The 22,108-nt window shown below is 68.1% G+C and carries 24 protein-coding genes; 13 read left to right on the top strand and 11 right to left on the bottom strand.

Going from position 1 to position 22,108, the window contains the following annotated elements; translation table 11 throughout:
- The first annotated feature begins 11 nt into the window (after positions 1-11).
- Positions 12-647 (top strand): hemolysin III family protein, encoded by a 636-nt coding sequence (locus tag ASE31_RS30650; RefSeq protein ID WP_057207035.1) that lies wholly within the window; start codon positions 12-14, stop codon positions 645-647.
- Here the strand turns inward: ASE31_RS30650 and ASE31_RS30655 are convergent.
- The 11 genes from ASE31_RS30655 to ASE31_RS30700 form a co-directional block, all read right to left on the bottom strand.
- On the bottom strand, positions 644-2,020 hold the full coding sequence (locus ASE31_RS30655) for an LLM class flavin-dependent oxidoreductase (RefSeq protein ID WP_057207037.1): 1,377 nt from the start codon (positions 2,018-2,020) through the stop codon (positions 644-646). The genes ASE31_RS30650 and ASE31_RS30655 overlap by 4 nt on opposite strands.
- A gap of 160 nt (positions 2,021-2,180) precedes the next feature.
- On the bottom strand, positions 2,181-2,396 hold the full coding sequence (locus tag ASE31_RS30660; RefSeq protein WP_056168199.1) for a molybdopterin-binding protein: 216 nt from the start codon (positions 2,394-2,396) through the stop codon (positions 2,181-2,183).
- 65 nt (positions 2,397-2,461) lie between these two features.
- Entirely contained in the window at positions 2,462-3,286 is an 825-nt protein-coding gene (locus tag ASE31_RS30665; RefSeq protein ID WP_057207040.1) for an ATP-binding cassette domain-containing protein, read from the bottom strand.
- A 4-nt stretch (positions 3,287-3,290) separates the two neighbouring features.
- Positions 3,291-4,271: an aliphatic sulfonate ABC transporter substrate-binding protein gene (locus ASE31_RS30670; protein WP_235514816.1), complete on the bottom strand. Its 981-nt coding sequence runs from the start codon at positions 4,269-4,271 to the stop codon at positions 3,291-3,293.
- A 48-nt stretch (positions 4,272-4,319) separates the two neighbouring features.
- The gene (ssuC, locus tag ASE31_RS30675; RefSeq protein ID WP_082604456.1) at positions 4,320-5,189 is read right to left on the bottom strand and encodes an aliphatic sulfonate ABC transporter permease SsuC; all 870 of its coding nucleotides are present in this window, start codon (positions 5,187-5,189) and stop codon (positions 4,320-4,322) included.
- A complete protein-coding gene (locus ASE31_RS30680) occupies positions 5,186-5,560 on the bottom strand; it encodes a VOC family protein (protein WP_057207042.1) in 375 nt (124 codons plus the stop codon). Before ASE31_RS30680 ends, ssuC begins: the two co-directional genes overlap by 4 nt.
- 26 nt (positions 5,561-5,586) lie before the next feature.
- Positions 5,587-6,750 carry an FMNH2-dependent alkanesulfonate monooxygenase gene (ssuD, locus tag ASE31_RS30685; RefSeq protein WP_057207044.1) on the bottom strand — a complete coding sequence of 388 codons (1,164 nt, stop codon included), beginning with the start codon at positions 6,748-6,750 and terminating at the stop codon, positions 5,587-5,589.
- Between the two features lie 26 nt (positions 6,751-6,776).
- Positions 6,777-6,917: a hypothetical protein gene (locus ASE31_RS32320; RefSeq protein WP_179680738.1), complete on the bottom strand. Its 141-nt coding sequence runs from the start codon at positions 6,915-6,917 to the stop codon at positions 6,777-6,779.
- Positions 6,918-6,937: 20 nt separating this feature from the next.
- Complete coding sequence (locus ASE31_RS30690; RefSeq protein WP_057207046.1) at positions 6,938-7,909, bottom strand: sulfonate ABC transporter substrate-binding protein; 972 nt, start codon at positions 7,907-7,909, stop codon at positions 6,938-6,940.
- Positions 7,910-8,084: 175 nt separating this feature from the next.
- A complete protein-coding gene (gene ssuE, locus ASE31_RS30695) occupies positions 8,085-8,675 on the bottom strand; it encodes an NADPH-dependent FMN reductase (protein ID WP_057207049.1) in 591 nt (196 codons plus the stop codon).
- A gap of 31 nt (positions 8,676-8,706) precedes the next feature.
- Positions 8,707-9,729 (bottom strand): sulfate ABC transporter substrate-binding protein, encoded by a 1,023-nt coding sequence (locus tag ASE31_RS30700; protein ID WP_057207051.1) that lies wholly within the window; start codon positions 9,727-9,729, stop codon positions 8,707-8,709.
- A 159-nt stretch (positions 9,730-9,888) separates the two neighbouring features.
- Between ASE31_RS30700 and ASE31_RS30705 the strand changes: the two genes are divergently transcribed.
- From ASE31_RS30705 to ASE31_RS30760, 12 genes are all read left to right on the top strand, one after another.
- A complete protein-coding gene (locus tag ASE31_RS30705) occupies positions 9,889-10,164 on the top strand; it encodes an oxidative damage protection protein (RefSeq protein WP_057207053.1) in 276 nt (91 codons plus the stop codon).
- A gap of 22 nt (positions 10,165-10,186) precedes the next feature.
- Positions 10,187-12,118: an FAD-dependent 5-carboxymethylaminomethyl-2-thiouridine(34) oxidoreductase MnmC gene (mnmC, locus tag ASE31_RS30710; RefSeq protein ID WP_057207055.1), complete on the top strand. Its 1,932-nt coding sequence runs from the start codon at positions 10,187-10,189 to the stop codon at positions 12,116-12,118.
- A 135-nt stretch (positions 12,119-12,253) separates the two neighbouring features.
- Positions 12,254-13,057: a sulfite exporter TauE/SafE family protein gene (locus ASE31_RS30715; protein ID WP_057207057.1), complete on the top strand. Its 804-nt coding sequence runs from the start codon at positions 12,254-12,256 to the stop codon at positions 13,055-13,057.
- Positions 13,058-13,067: 10 nt separating this feature from the next.
- Positions 13,068-14,852 (top strand): nitrite/sulfite reductase, encoded by a 1,785-nt coding sequence (locus tag ASE31_RS30720; protein WP_057207059.1) that lies wholly within the window; start codon positions 13,068-13,070, stop codon positions 14,850-14,852.
- 30 nt (positions 14,853-14,882) lie between these two features.
- A complete protein-coding gene (locus ASE31_RS30725) occupies positions 14,883-15,275 on the top strand; it encodes a DUF934 domain-containing protein (RefSeq protein ID WP_057207061.1) in 393 nt (130 codons plus the stop codon).
- Positions 15,276-15,279: 4 nt separating this feature from the next.
- A complete protein-coding gene (locus tag ASE31_RS30730; protein ID WP_057207063.1) occupies positions 15,280-15,903 on the top strand; it encodes a phosphoadenosine phosphosulfate reductase family protein in 624 nt (207 codons plus the stop codon).
- A 19-nt stretch (positions 15,904-15,922) separates the two neighbouring features.
- Positions 15,923-16,873, top strand: coding sequence for a sulfate adenylyltransferase subunit CysD (cysD, locus tag ASE31_RS30735; protein WP_057207064.1), 951 nt, complete (start codon positions 15,923-15,925; stop codon positions 16,871-16,873).
- The gene (locus ASE31_RS30740; protein WP_057207067.1) at positions 16,873-18,231 is read left to right on the top strand and encodes a sulfate adenylyltransferase subunit 1; all 1,359 of its coding nucleotides are present in this window, start codon (positions 16,873-16,875) and stop codon (positions 18,229-18,231) included. The genes cysD and ASE31_RS30740 overlap by 1 nt, the downstream gene beginning before the upstream one ends.
- A gap of 135 nt (positions 18,232-18,366) precedes the next feature.
- Positions 18,367-18,696 (top strand): ferredoxin FdxA, encoded by a 330-nt coding sequence (gene fdxA / locus ASE31_RS30745; RefSeq protein WP_057207069.1) that lies wholly within the window; start codon positions 18,367-18,369, stop codon positions 18,694-18,696.
- 21 nt (positions 18,697-18,717) lie between these two features.
- Positions 18,718-19,797, top strand: a complete 1,080-nt coding sequence (locus ASE31_RS30750) for an NAD(P)/FAD-dependent oxidoreductase (RefSeq protein WP_057207072.1) — start codon at positions 18,718-18,720, stop codon at positions 19,795-19,797.
- 54 nt (positions 19,798-19,851) lie between these two features.
- Entirely contained in the window at positions 19,852-20,553 is a 702-nt protein-coding gene (locus ASE31_RS30755; protein WP_057207074.1) for a response regulator, read from the top strand.
- The gene (locus tag ASE31_RS30760) at positions 20,550-21,881 is read left to right on the top strand and encodes an ATP-binding protein (protein WP_057207076.1); all 1,332 of its coding nucleotides are present in this window, start codon (positions 20,550-20,552) and stop codon (positions 21,879-21,881) included. Before ASE31_RS30755 ends, ASE31_RS30760 begins: the two co-directional genes overlap by 4 nt.
- Positions 21,882-22,108 lie beyond the last annotated feature (227 nt).

Genomic DNA, 22,108 nt, shown 5'->3' on the forward strand with positions numbered 1-22,108 from the left:
CAGGCCTCGCCATGCAGTGCCGCGACCAGACCCCCGGCGAAGAACTGGCCAACAGCGCCAGCCACGGCCTGGCACTGCTGGCGGCGGTCATCGCGGCCCCGTTTCTCATCGCCTCGGCACGGCCACAGGGCACCGCCAGCGTGGCCGGCGCCATCGTCTTCGCCGCCACCATGGTGCTGCTGTACCTGGCCTCCACCGTCTACCACGCCCTGCCCGAGGGGCGTTTCAAGCAGGCTGCGCTGAAGCTCGACCACGGCGCCATCTACCTGTTCATCGCGGGCAGCTACACACCCTTCGCCCTGAAGCAACCCGAGGGCGAGTGGAACCTGGCCCTGCTGGCCCTGGTCTGGGCCGTGGCCGCGCTGGGCCTGGTGCTCAAGGCATTCAACCGGCTGCGCTCTGCGTGGCTGTCCACCGGGATGTATGTGCTCATGGGCTGGCTGGCGCTGGTGGCCGCCCTGCCCCTCATCGGTCACCTCACGCAATGGAGCGCGCACTGGCTCATCGCGGGCGGCGTGGCCTATACCGTGGGCGTGGCGTTCTTCGTGCTCGACTCGCGCCTGCGCTACGCGCATGCCGTGTGGCATGGCTTCGTGGCGGCCGGCACGGGCTGCCATGCCGTGGCCATCATGGGCTATGGGGGTTAGGCCGCTACCGAATCCTCCTGCAACTCGGACGGTTCATCGGCGCCCTTCGCATGCCGGTTCACGGGCACCGGCAGCTGGAAATGGCTGCGCAGCGTTTCGCCCTCGTATTCCGTGCGCAGCAGCCCGCGCGCCTGCAGCACCGGCACGGCCAGTTCCACGAAGGCCTTGAGCGAGGTATTGGGCAGTGCCTCGAAGAAATTGAAGCCATCGGCCGCCCCGCCCTCGAACCAGCGCTGAATTTCATCGGCCACCTGCTCGGCCGTGCCCACGAAGGTGCGCCGCGGCCGGGCATGCCACAGCGCCACCTCGCGCAAAGTCAGGCCGTGCTCGCGCGCATGCTGCTTGATGCGGTCGCTGGTGCTCTGCTGGCTGTTGCGGCCCAGGTCACCCAGGTCGGGGAAGGGTTCGTCCAGCGGGTACTGCGAGAAGTCATGGTCGTTGAACGGCCGGGCCAGCGCTGCGATGGCGTTCTCGATGGGTACCAGCGCGGCCAACTCTTCGTAGCGGCGCTCGGCCTCCTCCTCGGTGCGGCCCACGATGGGGCGAAACCCCGGCAGCAGGAACACCTCGTCAGGGTTGCGCCCCTCGGCCCGCACACGGGCCTTCACGTCGCGGTAGTAGGCCTGCGCCTCCTCGAAGCTGTCGGCATGGAAGAAGATGGCATCGGCCCGCTGCGCCGCAAAGGCCTTGCCATCGGGCGAGGCGCCGGCCTGGAAGATCACGGGCTGGCCCTGGCGCGAGCGCGCGATGTTCAGCGGCCCCTCCACGGCGAAGAACTCGCCCTGGTGGTCCAGGCGGTGCAGCTTGGCCGGGTCGAAGAACCGGCCGGTGGCCTTGTCGCGCACCAGCGCATCGTCCTCCCAAGAGTCCCACAGGCCCTGCACCACGTCCAGGTGCTCACCGGCCAGGCGGTAGCGCACATCGTGCGCATAGTGCTCCTCGCGCCCGTAGTTGCGCGCGCTGCCGTCGAGCCATGAAGTGACCACATTCCAGCCCGCACGGCCGCCGCTGATGTGGTCGAGCGAGGCAAACTGCCGGGCCACCGTGAACGGCTCGCTGTAGCTGGCCGTCACGGTGGCCACCAAACCGATGTGCGAGGTGGCGGCCGCCAGCGCCGAGAGGATGGTCAGCGGCTCGAAGCGGTTGAGGTAGTGCGGGCTGGAGCGCGGCGTGATGTGCACGCTGTCGGCCACGAAGAGGAAGGTGAAGCGTGCCTGCTCTGCCAACTGCGCCTGCTGCGCGTAGAACCGGAAATTCACGCTGGCATCGGTCACCGCATTCTCATGCCGCCAGTCGCCCCAGCCAGCACCTACGCCATGCAGCACCAGGCCGAGTTGAAGGGTACGGGGCTTTGGCGTGCTGCTGGCGGTCATGCGGGAATCCTGTGGAGGCGAATCGAAGCCCGCAGCTTAGGTCTGGACGTTCCGGGGGCCAACGAAGAAAAACGGATATGGCTATGCCCTGCCCCACAAAGGCGAAAGCCCCGCATCGCGGGGCTTTCGAAGGGGCTTGATGCACGCCCCCAGGCAGGCATCACAGCTTGGCGATGGACACCTCGGTTGACTTCACCAGCGCGACCACGTCGGAGCCCACGACCAGCGCGAGGTCGTCGACCGAGCGCGTGGTGATGACGGAGGTGACGATGCCCCAGGGGGTTTCAACATCGACCTCGGAGACGACGTCGCCGCGGATGATCTCGCGCACTTTGCCCTTGAACTGGTTGCGCACGTTGATGGCTTGAATGGACATGGTGTTTCTCCTTGAAAGTCCGGGAACGGATGGATGGGTCAAAAAATCAGAGGGGGCGAAGGCGCTCACACCGCCCAGCGCAGGCCGTGCGCGGGCACACCGGGCCAGCGCGCGTCGGCGGCGCTGGGTTCGGCATCGGGCTTTTGCAGCACACGGTCGAGGATGCGTTTTTCGATGGCGGCAAACGCGGCATCGCCATGCGAGCGCGGGCGCGGCAGGTCGATCAGCTGGTCCAGCGCAATCTGCCCGTCTTCGATCAGGATCACGCGGTCGGCCAGGGCCACCGCCTCCTGCACGTCGTGCGTGACCAGCAGCGCGGTGAAGCCGCTGGCCTGCCACAGGCCTTCGATGAGGCGGTGCATCTCGATGCGGGTGAGCGCATCGAGCGCGCCCAGGGGTTCGTCGAGCAGCAAGAGGCGCGGGTTGTGCACCAGGGCACGCGCCAGGGCCACGCGCTGGCGCTGACCACCCGACAGGCGCGCCGGCCACTCGCCCAGCCGGTCGCCCAGGCCCACGCGGGCCAGCACGTCGGCTGCGGCGCCGCGGCGCTCGGTGGGCAGGCCCAGTGCCACGTTGTCGGCCACGCGCTTCCAGGGCAAGAGACGCGAGTCCTGGAACATGATGCGCGTGTCCTCGCTCAGGCCGTCCACGGCCTGGCCATCGAGGCGCATGGTGCCACCCGAGACAGATTCGAGGCCCGCCACCAGGCGCAGCAGCGTGCTCTTGCCGCAGCCGCTGCGGCCCACGATGGCCACGAACTGGCCGGGCTCGATCACCAGCTCGGTCTTCTTGAGCACCTCGCGGGCGCCGTAGCGCTTGTCCACGCCGCGCACTTCCAGGCGCACGCCATTGTTGGCGCTGCCGCGCGGTGTCGCATTGGTTTGTGCCATGGTGTCAGGCTCCCGGCTTGAAGAGGGCCACGTCCAGCGTGTTCACACGCCGGGGCAGCAGTTTCTCGGACAGGAAGGCATCGGCAATGCGCTGCTGCTCGGACAGGCCGGCAGGCAGCACGGCACGCACCTCGTAGCTGCGGCGGCTGTTGGCCTGCTCCACCGTGGCGGCATCCAGCCCCCACACGGGTGCCAGCAGCGCGGCAGCGTCCTTGGGGTTGCCCTTGACCCAGGCGCCGGCCTTCTGCAGCTCGGCGAACAGCACGCGCAGCACGTCGGCACGGGCCTGGGCATACGGCGTGGCGGCCAGGTAGTAGCGCTGGTACGAAGCAACATCGCGCCCGTCGGCCAGGATGCGCACATTCGACTGGCGCTGCACGGCGGCAAGGAACGGGTCCCACACCACCCAGGCGTCGATGGCACCGCGCTCGAAGGCGGCGCGGCCGTCGGCCGGCGTGAGGTAGGCGGGGTCGATGTCCTTGAACGACAGGCCGGCCTTCTCCAGCGCGGCGATCAGCAGGTAGTGGGCACCGGCGGCCTTGGCAAAGCCGATCTTCTTGCCCTTGAGGTCGGCCACGGTCTTGAGCGGCGAATCGGCGCGCACCACGATGGCCTGGGCCGAGGGGGACGGCGCCTCCTGCGCCACGAAGGTCAGGGCAGCACCAGCCGCCTGGGCGAACACCGGCACGGTATCGGCCACGTCGGCGCTGACATCGATGTTGCCCAGGTTCAGGGCTTCGAGCAGCGGCAGCCCGCTGGTGAACTCATGCCAGGTGACCTTGGTGCCCAGGGGGGCCAGCAGCTTTTCGAGCGTGCCCTGGGTCTTGAGCACCACGATCAGGGTGGACGACTTCTGGTAACCAATGCGCACGGTATCGGGCTTGGCGCCGCTTTGTGCGGACGCCAGGCCGCTGGCCGTGGCAGCCAGGGCGGCCAGCGCAGCGAGGGTGGTGCGCCGGGAGGTGGAGTGGGAGATTGAAGACATGGAAATCCTTGGAGCCCCTCTGGCGGGGCATGCATGCAATGGGGGTGTTCAGGCGCTCTGGTAGCCGGGGTGCCAGCGCAGCCAGTAGCCTTCAAGGCCCTTGGCGAACAGGTCGGCCAGCTTGCCCAGCAGTGCGTACAGCAGGATGCCCACGAGCACGATGTCGGTCTGCAGGAACTCGCGTGCGTTCATGGTCAGGTAGCCAATGCCCGACTGCGCCGAAATGGTCTCGGCCACGATCAGGATCACCCACATCAGGCCCAGCGAGAAGCGCAGGCCCACCAGGATGCTGGACAGCGCGCCGGGCAGGATGATCTGGCGGTACAGCTGCCAGCGCGACAGGCCGTAGGTGCGCCCCATCTCGATCAGGCCCGGATCCACGTTGCGGATGCCGTGAAAGGTGTTCAAGTAGATCGGGAAGAACACCGACACGCTGATCAGGAACAGCTTGGCCGACTCGTCGATGCCGAACCACAGGATCACCAGCGGGATCAGCGCCAGAGCCGGGATGTTGCGCACCATCTGGATGGTCGAATCGAGCAGGGTCTCGAACAGGCGCACCGATCCCGTGAGCAGCCCCAGTGCCAGCCCCAGGCCGCCACCGATGGCCAGGCCCGCCAGCGCCCGGCCGGCGCTGACCTTGACGTGCGTCCACAGCTCGCCCGAGGCGGTCAGCGTCCAAGCGGCCTTGATCACCTCCAGCGGCGCGGGCAGCACCCGGGTGGAGAGCCAGCCCAGCGACGAGGCGATCTGCCACACCACGATCAGCGTGACGGGTACGGCCCAGGGCAAGAGGCGCTGCAGCACGCCCTTGGCAAAGCGCAGCCATTGCGAGGGCACCAACGGCGCCAGGTGGGGCGCGTCGATGGAATCGGCCACAGGCGAGACCTGCAGCTCACGGAGGGATGATGAAGTCATGCGAACTCCTGTCGTTCGGTGTCGGGTTCCAGAAATTCCAGCTGGTTGCCCGCCGGGTCTTTCACGTAAAAGCGCAGGTAGCCGGGCAGCGCCCGGTTCTCCACCAGGGGCAGTTGGGCCTGCAGCAGGCGCCCGCGCAGTGCGGGCAGATCCTGCACCTCCAGCGCCAGGTGCGACACCGAGGGGGCGCCCTGCCAGTGGTCGGTGGGCACCAGGTCGATGCGCTGGGTACCGGCGGCAAAGTGCAGCGCGTTGCCTGCGGCCAGCCGCACCTCGGGCAGGCCGAGCAGGCTGCTGTAGAAGTTGCGGATGGGTTCTTCCGAACCGGCCGGAAAGGCCAGTTGCACGTGGTTGATGGAATGGATGGCCATGGGCGATCTCCTTGGGTGCCGTGCGCTCAGCTTTGCGAGGCGCGCGGTGGCAGCTCGTTGGCGACGGATTCGCCGAACGGGCCCAGCGGGTTGCCGCCGGATAGCTTCTCGCGCACGGACAGGGGCAGCAGCGGGAACACCAGCTCGGCAAAGCGGTAGGCCTCCTCCAGATGCGGGTAGCCCGAGAGCACGAAGGTGTCCAGGCCCAGGGCTGCGTATTCGGTAATGCGCGCAGCCACCGTCTCAGGGTCGCCCACCAGGGCCGTGCCGGCACCGCCGCGCACCAGGCCCACGCCGGCCCACAGGTTGGGGCTGATCTCCAGGTCGGCCCGGGCGCGCTTGGCGCCACCGGCATGCAGGCGCGCCATGCGCCGCTGCCCTTCGGAATCCATGCGCGCGAACACCGCCTGGGCCCGCACCACGGTCGCATCGTCCACGTGGCTGATGAGTTCCTCGGCCGCCGCCCAGGCCTGCTCATCGGTCTCGCGCACGATGACGTGCAGGCGGATGCCGAACTTCACCGTGCGGCCCTTTTTGGCCGCCCGTGCACGCACGTCGGCCACCTTCTTGGCCACCTCGGCCGGGGGTTCGCCCCAGGTCAGGTAGGTCTCGACCTGCTCGGCCGCCAGGTCGTGGGCCGCGTCGGACGAACCGCCGAAGTACACCGGCGGATGCGGGTTCTGCAGCGGCGGGAAAAGCAGCTTGGCGCCCTTCACCGTGAGGTGCTGGCCTTCGAAATCATAGGTCTCGCCGGTGTGGCTGCGGGCCATGATCTCGCGCCAGATGCGGATGAACTCGGCCGACTGCTCGTAGCGCGTGGCATGGTCCAGGAACACGCCATCGCCCTCCAGCTCGGCCTGGTCGCCCCCCGTCACCAGGTTGATCAAGAGGCGCCCGCCCGAGAGCCGGTCGAACGTGGCCGCCATGCGTGCAGCCAGCGCGGGCTGGTGCAGGCCGGGGCGCACCGCGACCAGGAACTTGAGCTTCTTGGTGACCGCGATCAGGCTCGAGGCGATCACCCAGGGGTCTTCGCACGAGCGGCCGGTGGGAATGAGCACGCCTTCGTAGCCCAGGCTGTCTGCCGCCACCGCCACCTGCTGCAGGTAGTCGTGGCTGAGCTGGCGCGCGCCCTTGGAAGTGCCCAGGTAGCGGCTGTCGCCGTGGGTGGGGATGAACCAGAAGATCTGCATGGGAAACCTCTTTGTTTGTTATGGCATCAGTAGGAGATGGCAAAGCCGAACCGGGGCGCACGCACACCCGCACAGCGCGGCCGCGTGGGCAGGCCCCAGGACGTGGCGGTCACGCACAGCACGCGGCGCAGTTGCTCGTGCAGGGGAAAGGGCATAGGGGTATGCATGGAAAGCTCCCGGGGAACGGTCAGGCGCCAAGGTCCACGGGGGCGGCGTGCAGCAGGTTGAGCTTTTTCGGGATCAACTTGAGTTCGAAGAAGGTGTCGGCAATCGACTGCTGCTCGGCGATGATTTCGCGCGTCACGGGGGCGGTGCCGAACTTGGCGCGACTCAGGTACAGGTCGGTGATGCTGCGGTCCAGGCCCAGCACCGTGGTCAGCTCTGCGGCGGCGGCGCCCTGGTTCTTCGAGGCCCAGGTGTCGATGGCATTGACCTCTTCGATGGCGATGCGCAGCACGTCGGCGTTGCGCGTGGCGTAATCGCGCGAGGTGAAGTAGTAGGCGCGGTTGTTGACCACGCCGGTAGCATCCACCAGCAGGCGCGCGTCCAGCGTCTTTTGCGCTGCGGCCAGGAAGGGGTCCCAGATGATCCAGGCGTCCACGGCGCCCTTCTCGAAGGCGGCACGCGCGTCTGCCGGGGCCAGGAAGATCGACTGCACGTCACCGTACTTCAGGCCGTTCTTCTCCAGCAGCTTGACCAGGAAATACTGCACGTTGGAGCCCTTGTTGTAGGCCACTCGCTTGCCCTTGAGGTCGGCCACGCTGCGGATCGGCGAGTCCTTGGGCACGATCACGGCCTCCAGTGCCGGGCGTGGCACGGTGGCTCCGGCGTACACCAGTGGCGCACCGGCGGCCTGGGCAAAGATCGGCGGCGCTTCGCCCACGTCGCCGAAGTCGATGGCGCCCACGTTGAGTGCCTCGAGCTGCACCGGGCCGGCGTTGAACTCGGTCCAGGTGACCTTCACGCCCAGCGGTGCCAGGCGTTTTTCCAGCGTGCCGCGGCCCTTGAGGATGGACAGCCAGCCCTTCTGGTGGCCCACGCGCAGTACGCGTGCCGGGGCCTGGGCAAGCACCGTGCCCCCAGTGGCGCCCAGGGCGGCAGCGGCCAGGCTGGAGAGGACCACCTGGCGGCGGCGGGAGGAGATGAGGGCTTGTGTCATGGCGATGAATCTTTCAGCAATGTCTGGTGGTGCGATGGTTCGACCGGCGGCAACGGGCATGCAGCGGCCTGGCCTGCCCGCATCGGCGGGTGCCGGCTCGACAACAAAATGGGGAGAAAAGAAGGGGATGTGGATGCCGCCGGAGCGTTGAAAAGCTCGGGCGACACCCACTGCGTCAGACGCTACATCGCACCTGCGAGAAGTGCACAGGCGCAAAGCGCCCGGCCTGCGCCGCCGGTGGGCGCAGGGTTTCGGTGATCAGCACGTTCACCGCTTCGTCCAGGCGGGCGGCAATGTCGGCATGCAGGTCGTAGGCGCCCTCGGGCGTCAGGGCGACCTGGGAGTCGGTGGCGTAGATGCCGGGCAGGATGTGCTTGGCGCCCAGCGACTGCAGCACGGGCCTGAGCGCATAGTCCAGCGCCAGCATGTGGTGCGGGCTGCCGCCCGTGGCCAGGGGCAGCACGATCTTGCCCTTGAGCGCGGTCTGCGGCAGCAGGTCCAGGAAGACCTTGAGCACGCCGCTATAGGCCGCCTTGTAGACCGGCGTAGCCACCACCAGCACCCGCGCCTGGGCCACCTGGTCGACGGCGCCGACCACCGTGGGGTGGGCGAAATCGGCCAGCAGCAGTGCCTGGGGCGACAGGTCGCGGATGTGGATGCGGTCCACCAGCGCGCCGCGCACCGACAGGCGTTGGGCCACGGCGTCCAGCAGGGCGGCTGAGCGCGAGCGTTCCGACGGGCTGCCGGCAATCAAGAGGGCTGACATGGAGAACTGTCCTTTGCGCGATGGGCGGGGTTCACTTGCGTGTATAGATCTGGTCGAAGCTTGCGTTGTCGGCGAAGTGGTCCTTGGCCGCCTTGTCCCAGCCACCGAAGGCGCCGTCGATGGTCACCAGGTTGAGCTTGGGGAACTGCTTGGCGTACTTGGCCTTGGCCTTGTCGGAAATGGCCGGGCGGTAGAAGTTCTTGCCGGCAATGTCCTGGCCTTCCTCGCTGTACAGGAACTTGAGGTATTCCTCGGCCACCACACGGGTGCCCTTCTTGTCCACGTTCTTGTCGACCACGGACACGGCGGGCTCGGCCAGGATGGACAGCGACGGCGCGATCACGTCGAACTTGGTGCCGAATTCCTTTTCGAGCAGGTAGGCCTCGTTCTCCCAGGCGATGAGCACGTCACCCTGGTTGCGCTGGGCGAAGGTGATGGTGGAGCCGCGGGCGCCGGTGTCCAGCACGGGCACGTTGCCGTAGAGCTTGGCCACGAAGTCCTTGGCCTGGGCGTCGCCGCCCAGCTTGCGCTTGGCGAATTCCCAGGCGGCCAGGTAGTTCCAGCGGGCGCCGCCCGAGGTCTTGGGGTTGGGCGTGATCACGCTGACGCCGGGCTTGATGAGGTCGTCCCAGTCCTTGATTCCCTTGGGATTGCCCTGGCGCACCACGAGCACAATGGTCGAGGTGTAGGGCGAGCTGTTGTGCGGCAGGCGCTTTTGCCAGTCCTTGGGGATCCAGCCGCCGTTGGTGTGCAGGGCGTCGGTGTCGCCAGCCAGGGCCAGGGTGGCCACGTCGGCGTCCAGGCCGTCGATGATGGAGCGCGCTTGCTTGCCCGAGCCGCCGTGCGATTGCTTGATCGTCACGTCCTGCCCGGTCTTGCCCTTCCAGTACTTGGCGAAGGCCTGGTTGAACTCCACGTACAGCTCGCGAGTGGGGTCGTAGGAGACGTTCAGCAGCGTCACCGATTGGGCAAACGACGGCAATGCCGTCAGGGCCAAGCTGCCCACCAGGGCAGCGGCAAAGGGAAACTTGATAAAGTCGCGGCGAAAGTTCATGGAGGAGCCTCTTCAATTAGGGATGTGAATGGGTGCTGGACACCGATGGATCGCATTCTGTGAGGCAGCCATCAAAACTGAAACAACTAAGATTTCAGTTCTTTATACCGAAACTATCTGAGCACTTCGCTCGCACAACGATTTACAAGGAAAATCCCCATGGCACGCACCGTTCAATGCATCAAGCTCGGCAAGGAAGCCGAAGGCCTGGATTTCCCCCCCTACCCGGGCGAGCTGGGCAAGCGCATCTGGGAAGGCGTGAGCAAGGAAGCGTGGGCCGGCTGGCTCAAGCACCAGACCATGCTGGTCAATGAAAACCGCCTGAACCTGGCCGATGCGCGCGCGCGCCAGTACCTGGCCCGCCAGATGGAGAACCATTTCTTCGGCGGCGGTGCCGACGCAGCAGCGGGCTACGTGCCCCCAACGCCTGAATAAGCGCTCAGCGCACGCCCTGCCCATGTCCGAGCCTGTCGACTGGCTGCCGGACGGCACCCCCTACAGCCCCCGCTTCGGCGACCGCTACCACAGTGAAAACGGCGGCCTCACGCAGGCCCGTCAGGTGTTTTTGCACGGCTGCGGCCTGCCGCAGGCGTGGGCTGGGCAAGCGCAATGGCGCATCCTGGAAACCGGGTTCGGCTTCGGCCTGAACTTCCTGGTGACCTGGGCTGCCTGGCGTGCCGATCCAAAGCGCTGCACGCTGCTGCACTTCGTCTCCACCGAGGCCTGGCCCGTGGGGGCCGATGACCTGCTGCGCGCCACCAGCGCCCACCCCGAACTCGCCCCACTGGCGCAGCAGTTGCACGCCCAGTGGTGGGGCCTGCTGCCGGGCGTTCACCGGCTCAGCTTCGACGCAGGGCGGGTGCTGCTCACGCTCTACGTGGGCGACACCCAGGCAATGCTGCGCCAGCAGGCGCTCACGGTCGATGCCGTCTACCTCGATGGCTTCAGCCCCCAGCGCAACCCGGAGATCTGGGACGCGCACACCCTCAAGGCCGTGGCGCGCTGCTGCCGGCGCGGCACGCGCCTGGCCACCTGGACCATTGCACGCGCCGTGCGCGATGCGCTGGCCCAGTGCGGCTTCGAGGTCACGCGCATGCCCGGTGTGCCGCCCAAGCGCGACAACCTGCACGCCACCTTCAACCCGCGCTGGGAGCCGCGCACTGCAGCGCCGGCACACCCGGAGCCTTATCCATTGCCGCCGGGCGACTGCATCGTGATCGGCGCTGGCGTGGCTGGCGCGGCCTGCGCGGCCAGCCTGGCGCGGCGCGGCTGGCGCGTGCAGGTGCTGGACCAGGCGGCGGCACCAGCGGCCGGCGCCTCGGGCCTGCCCGCCGGCGTGTTCGCACCCCATGTCTCGCCCGACGACAGCCTGCTGTCGCGCCTGTCGCGCAGCGGGGTGCGCGCCACCCTGACCCAGGCCCGCGCGCTACTGCGCGAGGGGCAGGACTTTGGCCAGAGTGGCGTGCTGGAGCGCCATGCCGCCGACAAGGCCCGCAACAAGGCCCTGCCCGCCACCTGGGCCCAGGGCCCCGGCACCGACTGGAGCCAACCGGCCAGTGAAGACACGCTGCGGCAGGCCCGCCTGCCGGCCGACACCCCCGCCAACTGGCACCCCCATGCGGGCTGGCTGCGCCCCGCACGCCTGGTGGCCGAACTGCTGGCCCAGCCGGGCATCACCTGGCAGGGCGACTGCCGCGTGGCGCGGCTGCAGCGCAAGGACGATACCCCCGGTGCCGCCTGGCAAGCGCTGGACGCCGCAGGCCAGGTGCTCGCCCAGGCCCCGGTGGTGGTGATTGCCGCTGGCGCCGACAGCCGCCCGCTGCTGGCCAGCCACTGGCCCCTGCAGGCCTTGCGTGGCCAGGTGTCCATCGGCACCTATGGGCCCGGCGCTGCGCCGCTGGCGCCCTTCCCGCTCAACGGCAACGGCAACCTGGTGCCCGACTTTCCGCTATCGGACGGGCCGGATGCGCCCCGTGCCTGGATCATGGGCTCGACCTTCGAGCGCGGCATGACCGCCCTGCCTCCGACGCCCGCCGAGCAACGGGAGGCGCACGCCGCCAACCACGGCAAGATGCAGGGGCTGCTGCCGTCTGCCGCCGAGCGCCTGCGGGCGGACTTTGCCGCCATGGCCGGCCCGCACGCGCCGGCCGAAGGTCTGCGCACCTGGGCCGCCGTGCGCTGCACCCTGCACGACCGCCTGCCCGTGGTGGGTCCGGTCGATGCCGTGGCCCTGCCGGGTGTGTGGACCTGCACGGCCATGGGTGCGCGCGGGCTGACCCTGTCCATCCTGTGCGGCGAACTGCTCGCGGCACGGCTGCAGGGCGAGCCTCTGCCGCTGGATGCGAAGCTGGCCAAGGCGCTGGGCGCCGAGCGGCTGGCCGGTGTGTAACCAGCATGCAACAAGGGTCTGGACCCTCTCGACCCATGGCAAACCCGCGTCAGCACTGGCGCATAAGCTTATCCGCATAAGGGCAGGACAAAACAATAGTTTGCATCCATAAGCCGTGCCTCTACATTCGCTGGCATGCACGATTTGGCGTTTGTTTTGGCGGGTTTTGCGGTCGGGTTCATTGTTGGCCTGACCGGTGTGGGCGGTGGCTCGCTGATGACGCCTGTGCTGATCTTTTTCTTCGGCATCAAGCCCCATTTGGCCATCGGCACCGACCTGCTGTTCGCCGCCTTCACCAAGATGGGCGGCACGGTGAGCATGGCACGCCAGCGCCTGGTGCCCTGGCGCGTGGTGGGCCAGTTATGCGCGGGCAGCATCCCCGCCGCCATCCTCGCGCTGTGGGCGCTCAAGGAACTGGGCCCGGCCAGCGCCCAGGCCCAGCGCATCATGACCACCACGCTGGGCTTTGCCCTGCTGCTCACGGCAGCGGCCACACTGTACAAGGTCGTCGCCTTTTCACGCCAGCGCCAGGCGGCCGACCAGGCCCTGCGCCTGGCCAACGCCGAGCAGGCCACCCGCCCGCGCCACTGGAGCCTGCCGGTGCTGCTGGGCGCGGTGATCGGCACGCTGGTGACCTTCACCTCGGTAGGTGCGGGCGCCATCGGCGTCACCGTGCTGCTGCTGGTGTACCCGCTGCTGCCGCTGCCGCGCGTCATCGGCGCCGACATCGCCTACGCCGTGCCCTTGACCCTGGTGGCAGGGCTGGGACATGCGTCGCTCGGCTCGGTGGACTGGACTTTGCTTGCACAATTGCTGGCTGGCTCGCTGCCGGGCATCTGGCTGGGTTCACGCCTGGTCACCCGCACGCCCGAGCGCCTGATCCGCTCCGCCCTGTCCGTCCTGCTGGCCTGGGCAGGCGCCAAATTGATAATGATCTGAGTACCCCACGATGTACCAATACACAGAATTCGACAAAACGTTCGTCCACCAGCGTTCACGCCAGTTCCGCGACCAGCTCGAGCGCTGGCAGGCCGGCAAGCTGCCGGAAGACGACTTCCGCCCCCTGCGCCTGCAGAACGGCTGGTACGTGCAGCGCTACGCGCCCATGCTGCGCGTGGCCGTACCCTACGGCGAGATCGCCAGCCGCCAGCTGCGCGTGCTGGCCACCATCGCGCGGGACTACGACGAACCTGAAGCGGCAGTCTTCAAGGCCGCCATGGACGGCCAGGGCCTGCTGGGCACGACCTTTTTGCCCAAGAACTGCGCCCACTTCACCACGCGCACCAACGTGCAGTTCAACTGGATCCCGCTGTCCAAGGCGGCCGACGTGATGGACCTCTTGGCCAGCGTGGACATGCATGGCATCCAGACCAGCGGCAACTGCATCCGCAACACCACCACCGATGCACTGGCCGGCGTGGCCGTGGACGAGCTGATCGACCCCCGTCCCTACGCCGAGATCCTGCGCCAGTGGACCACGCTGCACCCCGAATTCGCCTTTTTGCCGCGCAAGTTCAAGATCGCTATCAGCGGCGCGGCGGACGACCGCGCGGCCACCGGCTGGCACGACGTGGGCCTGCACATGGCCAGGAATGAAGCCGGCGAGATCGGCTTCAAGGTCTTCGTGGGTGGCGGCATGGGCCGCACCCCGGTGATCGGCACCGTGATCCGCGAGTTCCTGCCGTGGAACCAGATCATGAACTACATCGAGGCCATCGTGCGCGTGTACAACGAGCACGGCCGGCGCGACAACAAGTACAAGGCGCGCATCAAGATCCTGGTCAAGTCCGAAGGCCAGAAGTACATCGACGATGTGGAAGAAGAGTACCGCCAGATCATGGAGATCGACGGTGGCCCGCACACCGTGCCCCAGGCCGAGTTCGACCGCGTGGCCGCCTGCTTCGTGCCGCCCGTCCTGGCCGACATCCCCGATGCCGACCCCGCCGCCCTGGCCGCATCGCTGCAAGCGCAGGCCGCCGAGCACGTGGCCTTTGGCCGCTGGCTGCAGCGCAACGTGCACGCACACAAGAATGCACAGCTGCGCGCCGTGACGCTGTCCTTCAAGCGCCCTGGCCAGTCGCCGGGCGACGCCACCAGCGAACAGCTCACGGCCCTGGCCGACCTGGTGGACCAATACTCCGCAGGCGAAGCCCGCGTGACGCACGACCAGAATGTGCTGCTGCCCTGGGTGCATGCCAGCCGCCTGTTCGACCTGTGGCAGGAAGCCAAGGCCCTGGGCCTGGCCAGCGCCAACGTGCAACTGCTCACCGACATGATCGCCTGCCCCGGCGGTGACTTCTGCTCGCTGGCCAATGCGCGCTCGCTGCCCATTGCCGAAGCCATCACGCAGCGCTACCAGGACCTCGACGAGCTCGACGACATCGGCGAGATCGACCTGCACATCAGCGGCTGCATCAACAGCTGCGGCCACCACCACAGCGGCCATATCGGCATCCTGGGCGTCGACAAGGACGGCAAGGAGTGGTACCAGGTCACGCTGGGCGGCTCGGACGGCTCCGACCTGTCGGGCGCGGCCGTGGCCGGCAAGGTGATCGGCCCCTCGTTCTCGGCGGCCGAAGTGCCTGACGTGATCGAAGCCGTGCTCGGCACCTACCGCGACCTGCGCGAAAGCGGCGAGACCTTCCAGAGCACCGTGCGCCGCGCCGGCCTGGACCCGTTCAAGGAAGCCGCCAAGACGGCCCGCCACAAGGAAGAGGCCGTGGCTGCCGCCTGAGCCCCGCCCCAGAACAGAGATAGACACCCCATGAAGATACTTGCATCCCAAGACCACCAGGCCCCTGCCGAAGGCGACACGCGCAGCGTGGCGCTGGCCAACGATGCCGATGCCCTGGCGCTGGCGCTGGACGGCGTGGAGCGCGTGGACCTGCACTTCCCCAGCTTCACCGACGGCCGGGCCTTCAGCCAGGCCTTTCTGCTGCGCCGCCGCCGCGGTTTCAAGGGCGACATCCGCGCCACGGGCGACGTGCTGATCGACCAGCTGGTGCAGATGCAGCGCACAGGCTTTTCGTCGGCCGTGCTGCGCGAGGGCGTGGACGCAGCGGACGCGCAGCGCCAGTTCGAGATGTTCCCTGGCTTCTACCAGGGCGACGCGGTCAACCACCAGCCGATCTTTGCCGACAAGGCCGTCACCGCATAACACCATGAGCCAATTCGATCTCGCATCCGTAAACGCCGAACTCGGCCGCAACGCCGAGGGTCTCGTCGCCTGGGCCCTGGGCCTGGGCCAGCGCCCCATCGTCACCACCAACTTCCGCCCCTTCGAGGCCGTGATCCTGCACATGGTCAGCCGCGTGCAGCCCGATGTTCCGGTGGTCTGGATGGACAACGGCTACAACACCGAAGCCACCTACCGCTTTGCCGATGAAGTGACCAAACAGCTCGGCCTGAAGCTGCAGATCTACCTGCCGCGCCGCTCGCGTGCGCACCGCGAAGCCGTGGAGGGCGCAACGCCCGGGCTGGACGACCCGCGCCATGCCGCCTTCACCGAAGAAGTGAAGCTGGAGCCCTTTACCCGCGCCCTGCGCGAGACGGCCCCCAAGGTCTGGTTCACCGCGCTGCGCGCCACCGACACCGCCGTGCGTGCCCAGATGGACCCGGTGAGCATCAACCCCGACGGGCTGATCAAGGTCGCGCCGCTGCTGCACTGGTCGTCCAAGGAGCTGTACGAGTATTGCCAGAAGCACGGCCTGCCGAACAACTTCGACTACGTGGACCCCACCAAGGGCGAAGAGAACCGCGAATGCGGCCTCCATATAGCCCACTGACCCCACCGCTGACCCGACCATGAACGCCCGCACCGATGCCGCGCTGCTGCAGAACAAGAACATGAGCCACCACCTGAACAACTCGCACCTCGATGCCCTGGAAGAGGAAACCATCTTCATCCTGCGCGAGGTGGCTGCCGCCTTCGAGCGCCCCACCCTGCTGTTCTCGGGCGGCAAGGATTCGCTGGTGATGCTCAAGTGCGCTGAGAAGGCCTTCGGCGTGGGCCGCATCCCCTACCCGCTGCTCATGATCGACACGGGCCACAACTTCAAAGAAGTCACGGACTTCCGTGATTCGCGCGCCAAGGAACTGGGTGCCGAACTCATCGTGCGCAGCGTCGAGGACTCGATGGCGCGCGGCACGGTGCGCCTGGCCCACCCCGGTGAGAGCCGCAACGTGCACCAGTCGGTCACGCTGCTCGAAGCCATCGAGGAGTTCCGCTTCGACGCACTGATCGGCGGCGCCCGCCGCGACGAAGAAAAGGCCCGCGCCAAGGAGCGCATCTTCTCGCACCGCGACAGCTTCGGCCAATGGCAGCCCAAGGCCCAGCGCCCCGAGCTGTGGACGTTGTTCAACACCCGCCTGCAGCCCGGCGAGCACTTTCGCGTGTTCCCCATCAGCAACTGGACCGAGCTGGACGTGTGGCAGTACATCGACCGCGAGCAGATTGGCCTTCCCAGCATTTACTACACGCACAAGCGCGAGGTGGTGGACCGCCGGGGCCTGCTGATGCCTGTGACCGAGCTGACGCCACCGCGCGAAGGCGAGACGGTGCAGACACGCGACGTGCGTTTTCGCACGGTGGGCGACATCACCTGCACCGCGCCGGTGGAGAGCACGGCCGCCACCCCGGCAGAGATCGTGATCGAGACCCTGGCCGCCGACGTGAGCGAGCGCGGCGCGACCCGCATGGACGACAAGACGAGCGATGCCTCGATGGAAAAGCGCAAGAAGGACGGGTATTTCTGATGACCACCGCACACCAAGCCACCGCCCCTGCCGCAGCCAACGCTGGCAGCAACCATGCCTCGGCCCTCAAGTTCATCACCTGCGGCAGCGTCGACGACGGCAAGAGCACGCTGATCGGCCGCCTGCTGGTGGACAGCCGCGCCGTGCTGCAAGACCATCTGGCCGGCGTGCAGCGCGGCGGCGAGACCGACCTGGCCCTGCTCACCGACGGCCTTTCGGCCGAGCGCGAGCAAGGCATCACCATCGACGTGGCCTACCGCTACTTCGCCACCGAGTCGCGCAAGTTCATCATCGGCGATGCGCCCGGCCATGAGCAGTACACGCGCAACATGGTCACCGCCGCCAGCAGCGCCGACGCCGCCGTGGTGCTGGTCGATGCGACCAAGCTTGACTGGCAGAACGCAGCCCTGGCACTGCTGCCGCAGACGCGCCGCCACTCGCTGCTGGCCCACCTGCTGCGCGTGCACTCGCTGGTGTTCGCCGTGAACAAGCTCGATGCCGTGGCCAACCCCGAACTGGCCTTCGCCCACATCAGCGCCGCCCTGGCACAGTTCGCCGCAGATGCCGGCATTGCCGTGCGCGCCACGGTGCCGGTGTCGGCCTTGAAGGGCTGGAACGTGGTCGACGCCCATGCGGGCTGGTGCGGCTACAACGGCCCCACGCTGCTCGAAGTGCTCGAACAATTGCCCAACACCCCGGCCGATACCGGCCTGCCCCTGGCCTTTCCAGTGCAGTGGGTGGAGAAGTTCTCGTCCTCCGCCGACACATCGCAGGGCCGCCGCGTGTTCTGGGGCCGGGTGGCCGCGGGCGCCGTGGCACCTGGCACGGCCGTGCAGATCTTCCCGAGCGGCCAGAGCGCCACCGTGGCCCAGGTGCTCGACCATGCGCGCCGCCCCGTGGGCGTGGATGCGGGCCAGAGCGCCGGCATCATCCTCGACCGCGAAGTGGACGTGTCGCGCGGCGACTGGATCCTGGCCGCCCCCACGCCCGCTGCGGCGGCTGCCGAGGACGATTTCGACACCCCTGCCGCCGTGCCCGCCTGGCCCGCCAGCCGCGAGCTGCTGACCACCGTGGCCTGGATGGACGACGAGCCGCTGGTCGCCGGCCGCGTCTACTGGGCGCTGCATGGGCACCGCTGGGTCAAAGCCAAGGTCAAGCGCGTGGTGCACCGCCTGGACATCAACACCCTGGCCGAGGACGAAGCCACGCAACTCGACCCCAATGCCATCGGCCATGTGGAACTGCTGCTGCAGGAGCCCCTTCCCGCTGCCCCCTTTAGCCAGGCGCGCGTGCTCGGCTCGCTGATCCTGGTGGACACCGCGAGCCACAAAACTGCCGGCGCTGTGCTGGTCAACTGATCCGCATTCGCAATGAGCGCACATTTGTGCGCCCAAAACCCCTGCGTCACCCTCTCAGACCCAGGGGCCCAGCAACCCAAGGCCGGTGAAAGCTTCTAAAATAGAGGGTTTTCACCGACCCACACAACTCTCGTCATGACCCACGTCGTCTCCGAAAACTGCATCAAGTGCAAGTTCACCGATTGTGTGGACGTCTGCCCCGTGGACTGCTTCCGCGAAGGCCCCAACATGCTCGTCATCGACCCCGATGAGTGCATCGATTGCGCCGTGTGCATCCCCGAGTGCCCGGCCAATGCCATCTTTGCCGAAGAAGACCTGCCGGCCGACCAGATCGCTTTCATCAAGCTCAACGCCGACCTGGCCTTTGCCGACGGCTGGAAGAGCATCACCAAGCGCAAGCCCGCCCTGCCCGACGCCGACGATTGGAACGGCAAGCCCGGCAAGGTCAACGAGCTGGTCCGCTGAGCGGCATCGCTTCATTCGCCGGTGTCCACGCTCGCGCAATCGTCCCCTCCCATCGCCACGGATGCCGTGGTCATCGGTGCAGGCCCGGTGGGCCTGTTCCAGGTCTTCCAGCTCGGCCTGCAGGGCATCACCGCCCATGTGATCGACGCGCTGCCCCATGCCGGCGGCCAGTGCGTGGAGCTGTATGGCGACAAGCCCATCTATGACATCCCGGGCGTGCCCGTGTGCAGCGGGCGCGAGCTGGCGGCCTTGCTGCTGCAGCAGATCGCCCCGTTCCAGCCGCACTGGCACCTGGGTGCGCTGGTCGCGTCCGTGGCACTGCAGGACGATGGCCGCATCCTCATCGAAACCAGCCAGGGCCAGGCCCTGCTGGCGCGCAGCGTGTTCATCGCTGCCGGCGTGGGCGCCTTCGTGCCGCGCACGCTCAAGGTCGAGGGCATAGAGCCTTTTGTCGGCACGCAGGTGCACTACCAGCACCTGCCCGCCGGCACCGTGGTGGCGGGCCAGCGCGTGGTGGTGCACGGCGGCGACGAAGCCGCCGTGGCCCATGCGATCACCCTGGCAGGCCTTGCCGCAGATGAAGCCCCAGCCAGCATCCGCCTGCTGTACCGGCGCGATGCCTTTCAGGCGCCGCCCGATCAGTTGCAGCAATTGCAGGCCCTGCGCGATGCAGGGCGTATCGAGGTCATCGTCGGCCAGATCACCGGCGTGGTCGCCGAGGGCGGGCGCCTGACCGCCCTGCAGGTGGTGGACACCGAGGGCCACACCGCCAACGAACCGCTCGACTGCCTGATCGCCGCCCTGGGCATCTCCCCGCGACTGGGGCCGATTGCCGACTGGGGCATCGCCATCGAACGCAAGCAGCTGGTGGTGGACACGGCCAGCTTTCGCACCAGCGTGCCCGGCATCTACGCCGTGGGCGACATCAACACCTACCCGGGCAAGCGCAAGCTCATCCTGTGCGGTTTTCACGAAGCCACGCTGGCTGCCTTCGGCGCGGCCGAGGCCCTGAGCGGCGACAAGGTGGCCTTGCAGTACACGACCACGAGTCCGAGGCTCCACGCGCTGCTGGGCGTTGCCACACCGCAAGCGGCCTCCTGAATCCGCCTGGGCTGTGCTACCTTCGGCCCTTCACCACTGCCACAAGATTTCCGCATGATCCGATGCCTGCTGGTGGACGACGATCCCGCCATCCGCACCCTGCTGCTCGACTACCTGGGAACCTTCGGCTTCACCACCGAGGCTGTGGGCGATGGCCGGGGCATGCGCGCCGCGCTGGCGCGCCAGGGTTTCGACGTGGTGCTGCTCGACCTGATGCTGCCCGACGAAGACGGCCTGACCCTGTGCCAGTGGGTGCGCCGCGACCATGGCCAGTTGCCCGTGATCGTGCTCACGGCGCAGGGCGACCCCATGTCGCGCGTGCTGGGCCTCGAACTCGGGGCCGATGACTACCTGTCCAAGCCCTTCGAGCCGCGCGAGCTGGTGGCACGCATCAAGGCCGTGCTGCGCCGCGGCACCGCCGCCCCGCAGCAGGCCGATGCACCCCAGGTGCGCTTCGAGGGCTGGACCTTCGACCGCCTGCGGCGCGAACTGGTCTCGCCCGACGGCACCATGGTGGCGCTGTCGAGCGCCGAGTTCCGCCTGCTGGAGGCCTTCACGGCCCATGCCGGCAAGGTGCTCAGCCGCGACCGGCTGCTCGACCTCTCGCGCTCCCCCGGCGTGGTGGTGAGCGACCGCAGCATCGACCTGGCCGTATCGCGCCTGCGCGGCAAGCTCGGTGAAGGCCAGCGCGATCGCCCCCTGATACGCACCCTGCGCGGCGAGGGCTACCTGTTCGACGTGGAGGTGCAGCGGTGAAACCCGCAGCGCCGGGTGGGCGCTGGAATTGGCGTCGCCTGGACACCCTGTTCCTGCGCCTGTTCATCCTCATGTGGGTGGCGCTGGCCGGCAGCCACCTGGTGGCCTACCTGGTGGTCACCAACCTGCGCCACCAGCAGGACCTGGGCACTGCGCTCTCGCGCCTGCCGCCGCTGGCCTCGCTACCGCCTGGCAACCCCCTCACCGGCTCCGGCATGCCCGGAGGCCCGCCGCCGCCGCGGTCAGGACCGAATGCAGGCCCCGGCGGCAGCCCCTGGCCCGGCCCGCCGCCCATGGTTGGGGGCGAGCGCATGGCTGCGCCGTCCTTCCAGCCCCCCGGGGGCAGCGCGGGCAGCGGCGATGGCCGCACGCCCAACCCGTTCACCGCCCCGGGTCCGCAGCGCATGGGCGGCTCCATGCCCGGCAACGCGCTGTGGCTGGACTACGGCATCCGCTTCGTGCTGATCGGCCTGGCGGCCTTCCTGGGAGCGCGCTGGCTGTCGCGCCCCATGTTGCGGCTGTCCCATGCCGCCAGCGCCCTGTCGCAAGGCATCGACAAGGGCGGCAGGCCGCCCGTGCTCGATGAAACGCTGGGCACCGTGGAGGTGCGCAACGCCGCACAGGTGTTCAACCAGATGTCGCAGCGGCTCAAGGAGCAGTTCGACGCACGCGGCCTGCACATGGCCGCCGTATCGCATGACCTGCGCACCCCCCTGACCCGGCTACGCATGCGCGTGGCCCAGTGGCCCGAAGGCCCGGCGCAACAGGCCGCCATCAGCGACATCCGCGAGATGGACGAAATGATCGGCGACACCCTGGCCGTGCTGCGCGAGCAGCACGAGGGCAGCCAGGCCCGCTCCATTGACCTGGTGGCCCTGCTGCAGGCGCTGGTGGACGACCTGGCCGACCAGGGCCAGCCCGTGCAACTGCAGGCCCCGGTCGGCAGCGCACCCGTGCGCGTGCGCGCCCGCACCGCTGCACTGCGCCGCGTGATCGGCAACCTGGTGGGCAATGCCGTGCGCCATGGTGGCGGCGCCACGCTCAGCGTGCACGCCCTGCCCGAAGGCGCGGTGCTGCACATCGACGACTCGGGCCCCGGCATCCCCGAAGCGCAGTTGGGACAGGCGCTGGAGCCCTGGGTGCGGCTGTCGCAGGACCCGCTGCCGGCGCACGCGATGGCCGGCGACCTCCCGGGGAACACGGCGGGCTATGGCCTGGGCCTGGCCATCGCGCGCGACCTGGCGGAGCGCGATGGCTGCCGGCTGAGTCTGCACAACCGGCCCGAGGGGGGATTGCGTGCGCAGCTGGTGATGCCGCAGGCAGGCTGACTGCTTGCTGCTTGCTGCTTGTTGCCGCGAGAGGCCCGCAGCGCATCCACTTGTGCTGAAGCCTGTGTCCGGGTGTGAGGCCCTGTGCTGCCACTGTTTTTAGCGGTGTGCCTTGGTTGAGGACGGGAGCCGGGATGTGCGCCCGGCGGCGCACCCACCTTCTTTTGCGTCGCCAAGAGGGTGTAGAAGAAATAAATTATAATAGCGCTGCATTGACCAAGCAGGAG

Source organism: Acidovorax sp. Root217, from assembly GCF_001428645.1.
Classification (GTDB): domain Bacteria; phylum Pseudomonadota; class Gammaproteobacteria; order Burkholderiales; family Burkholderiaceae_C; genus Acidovorax.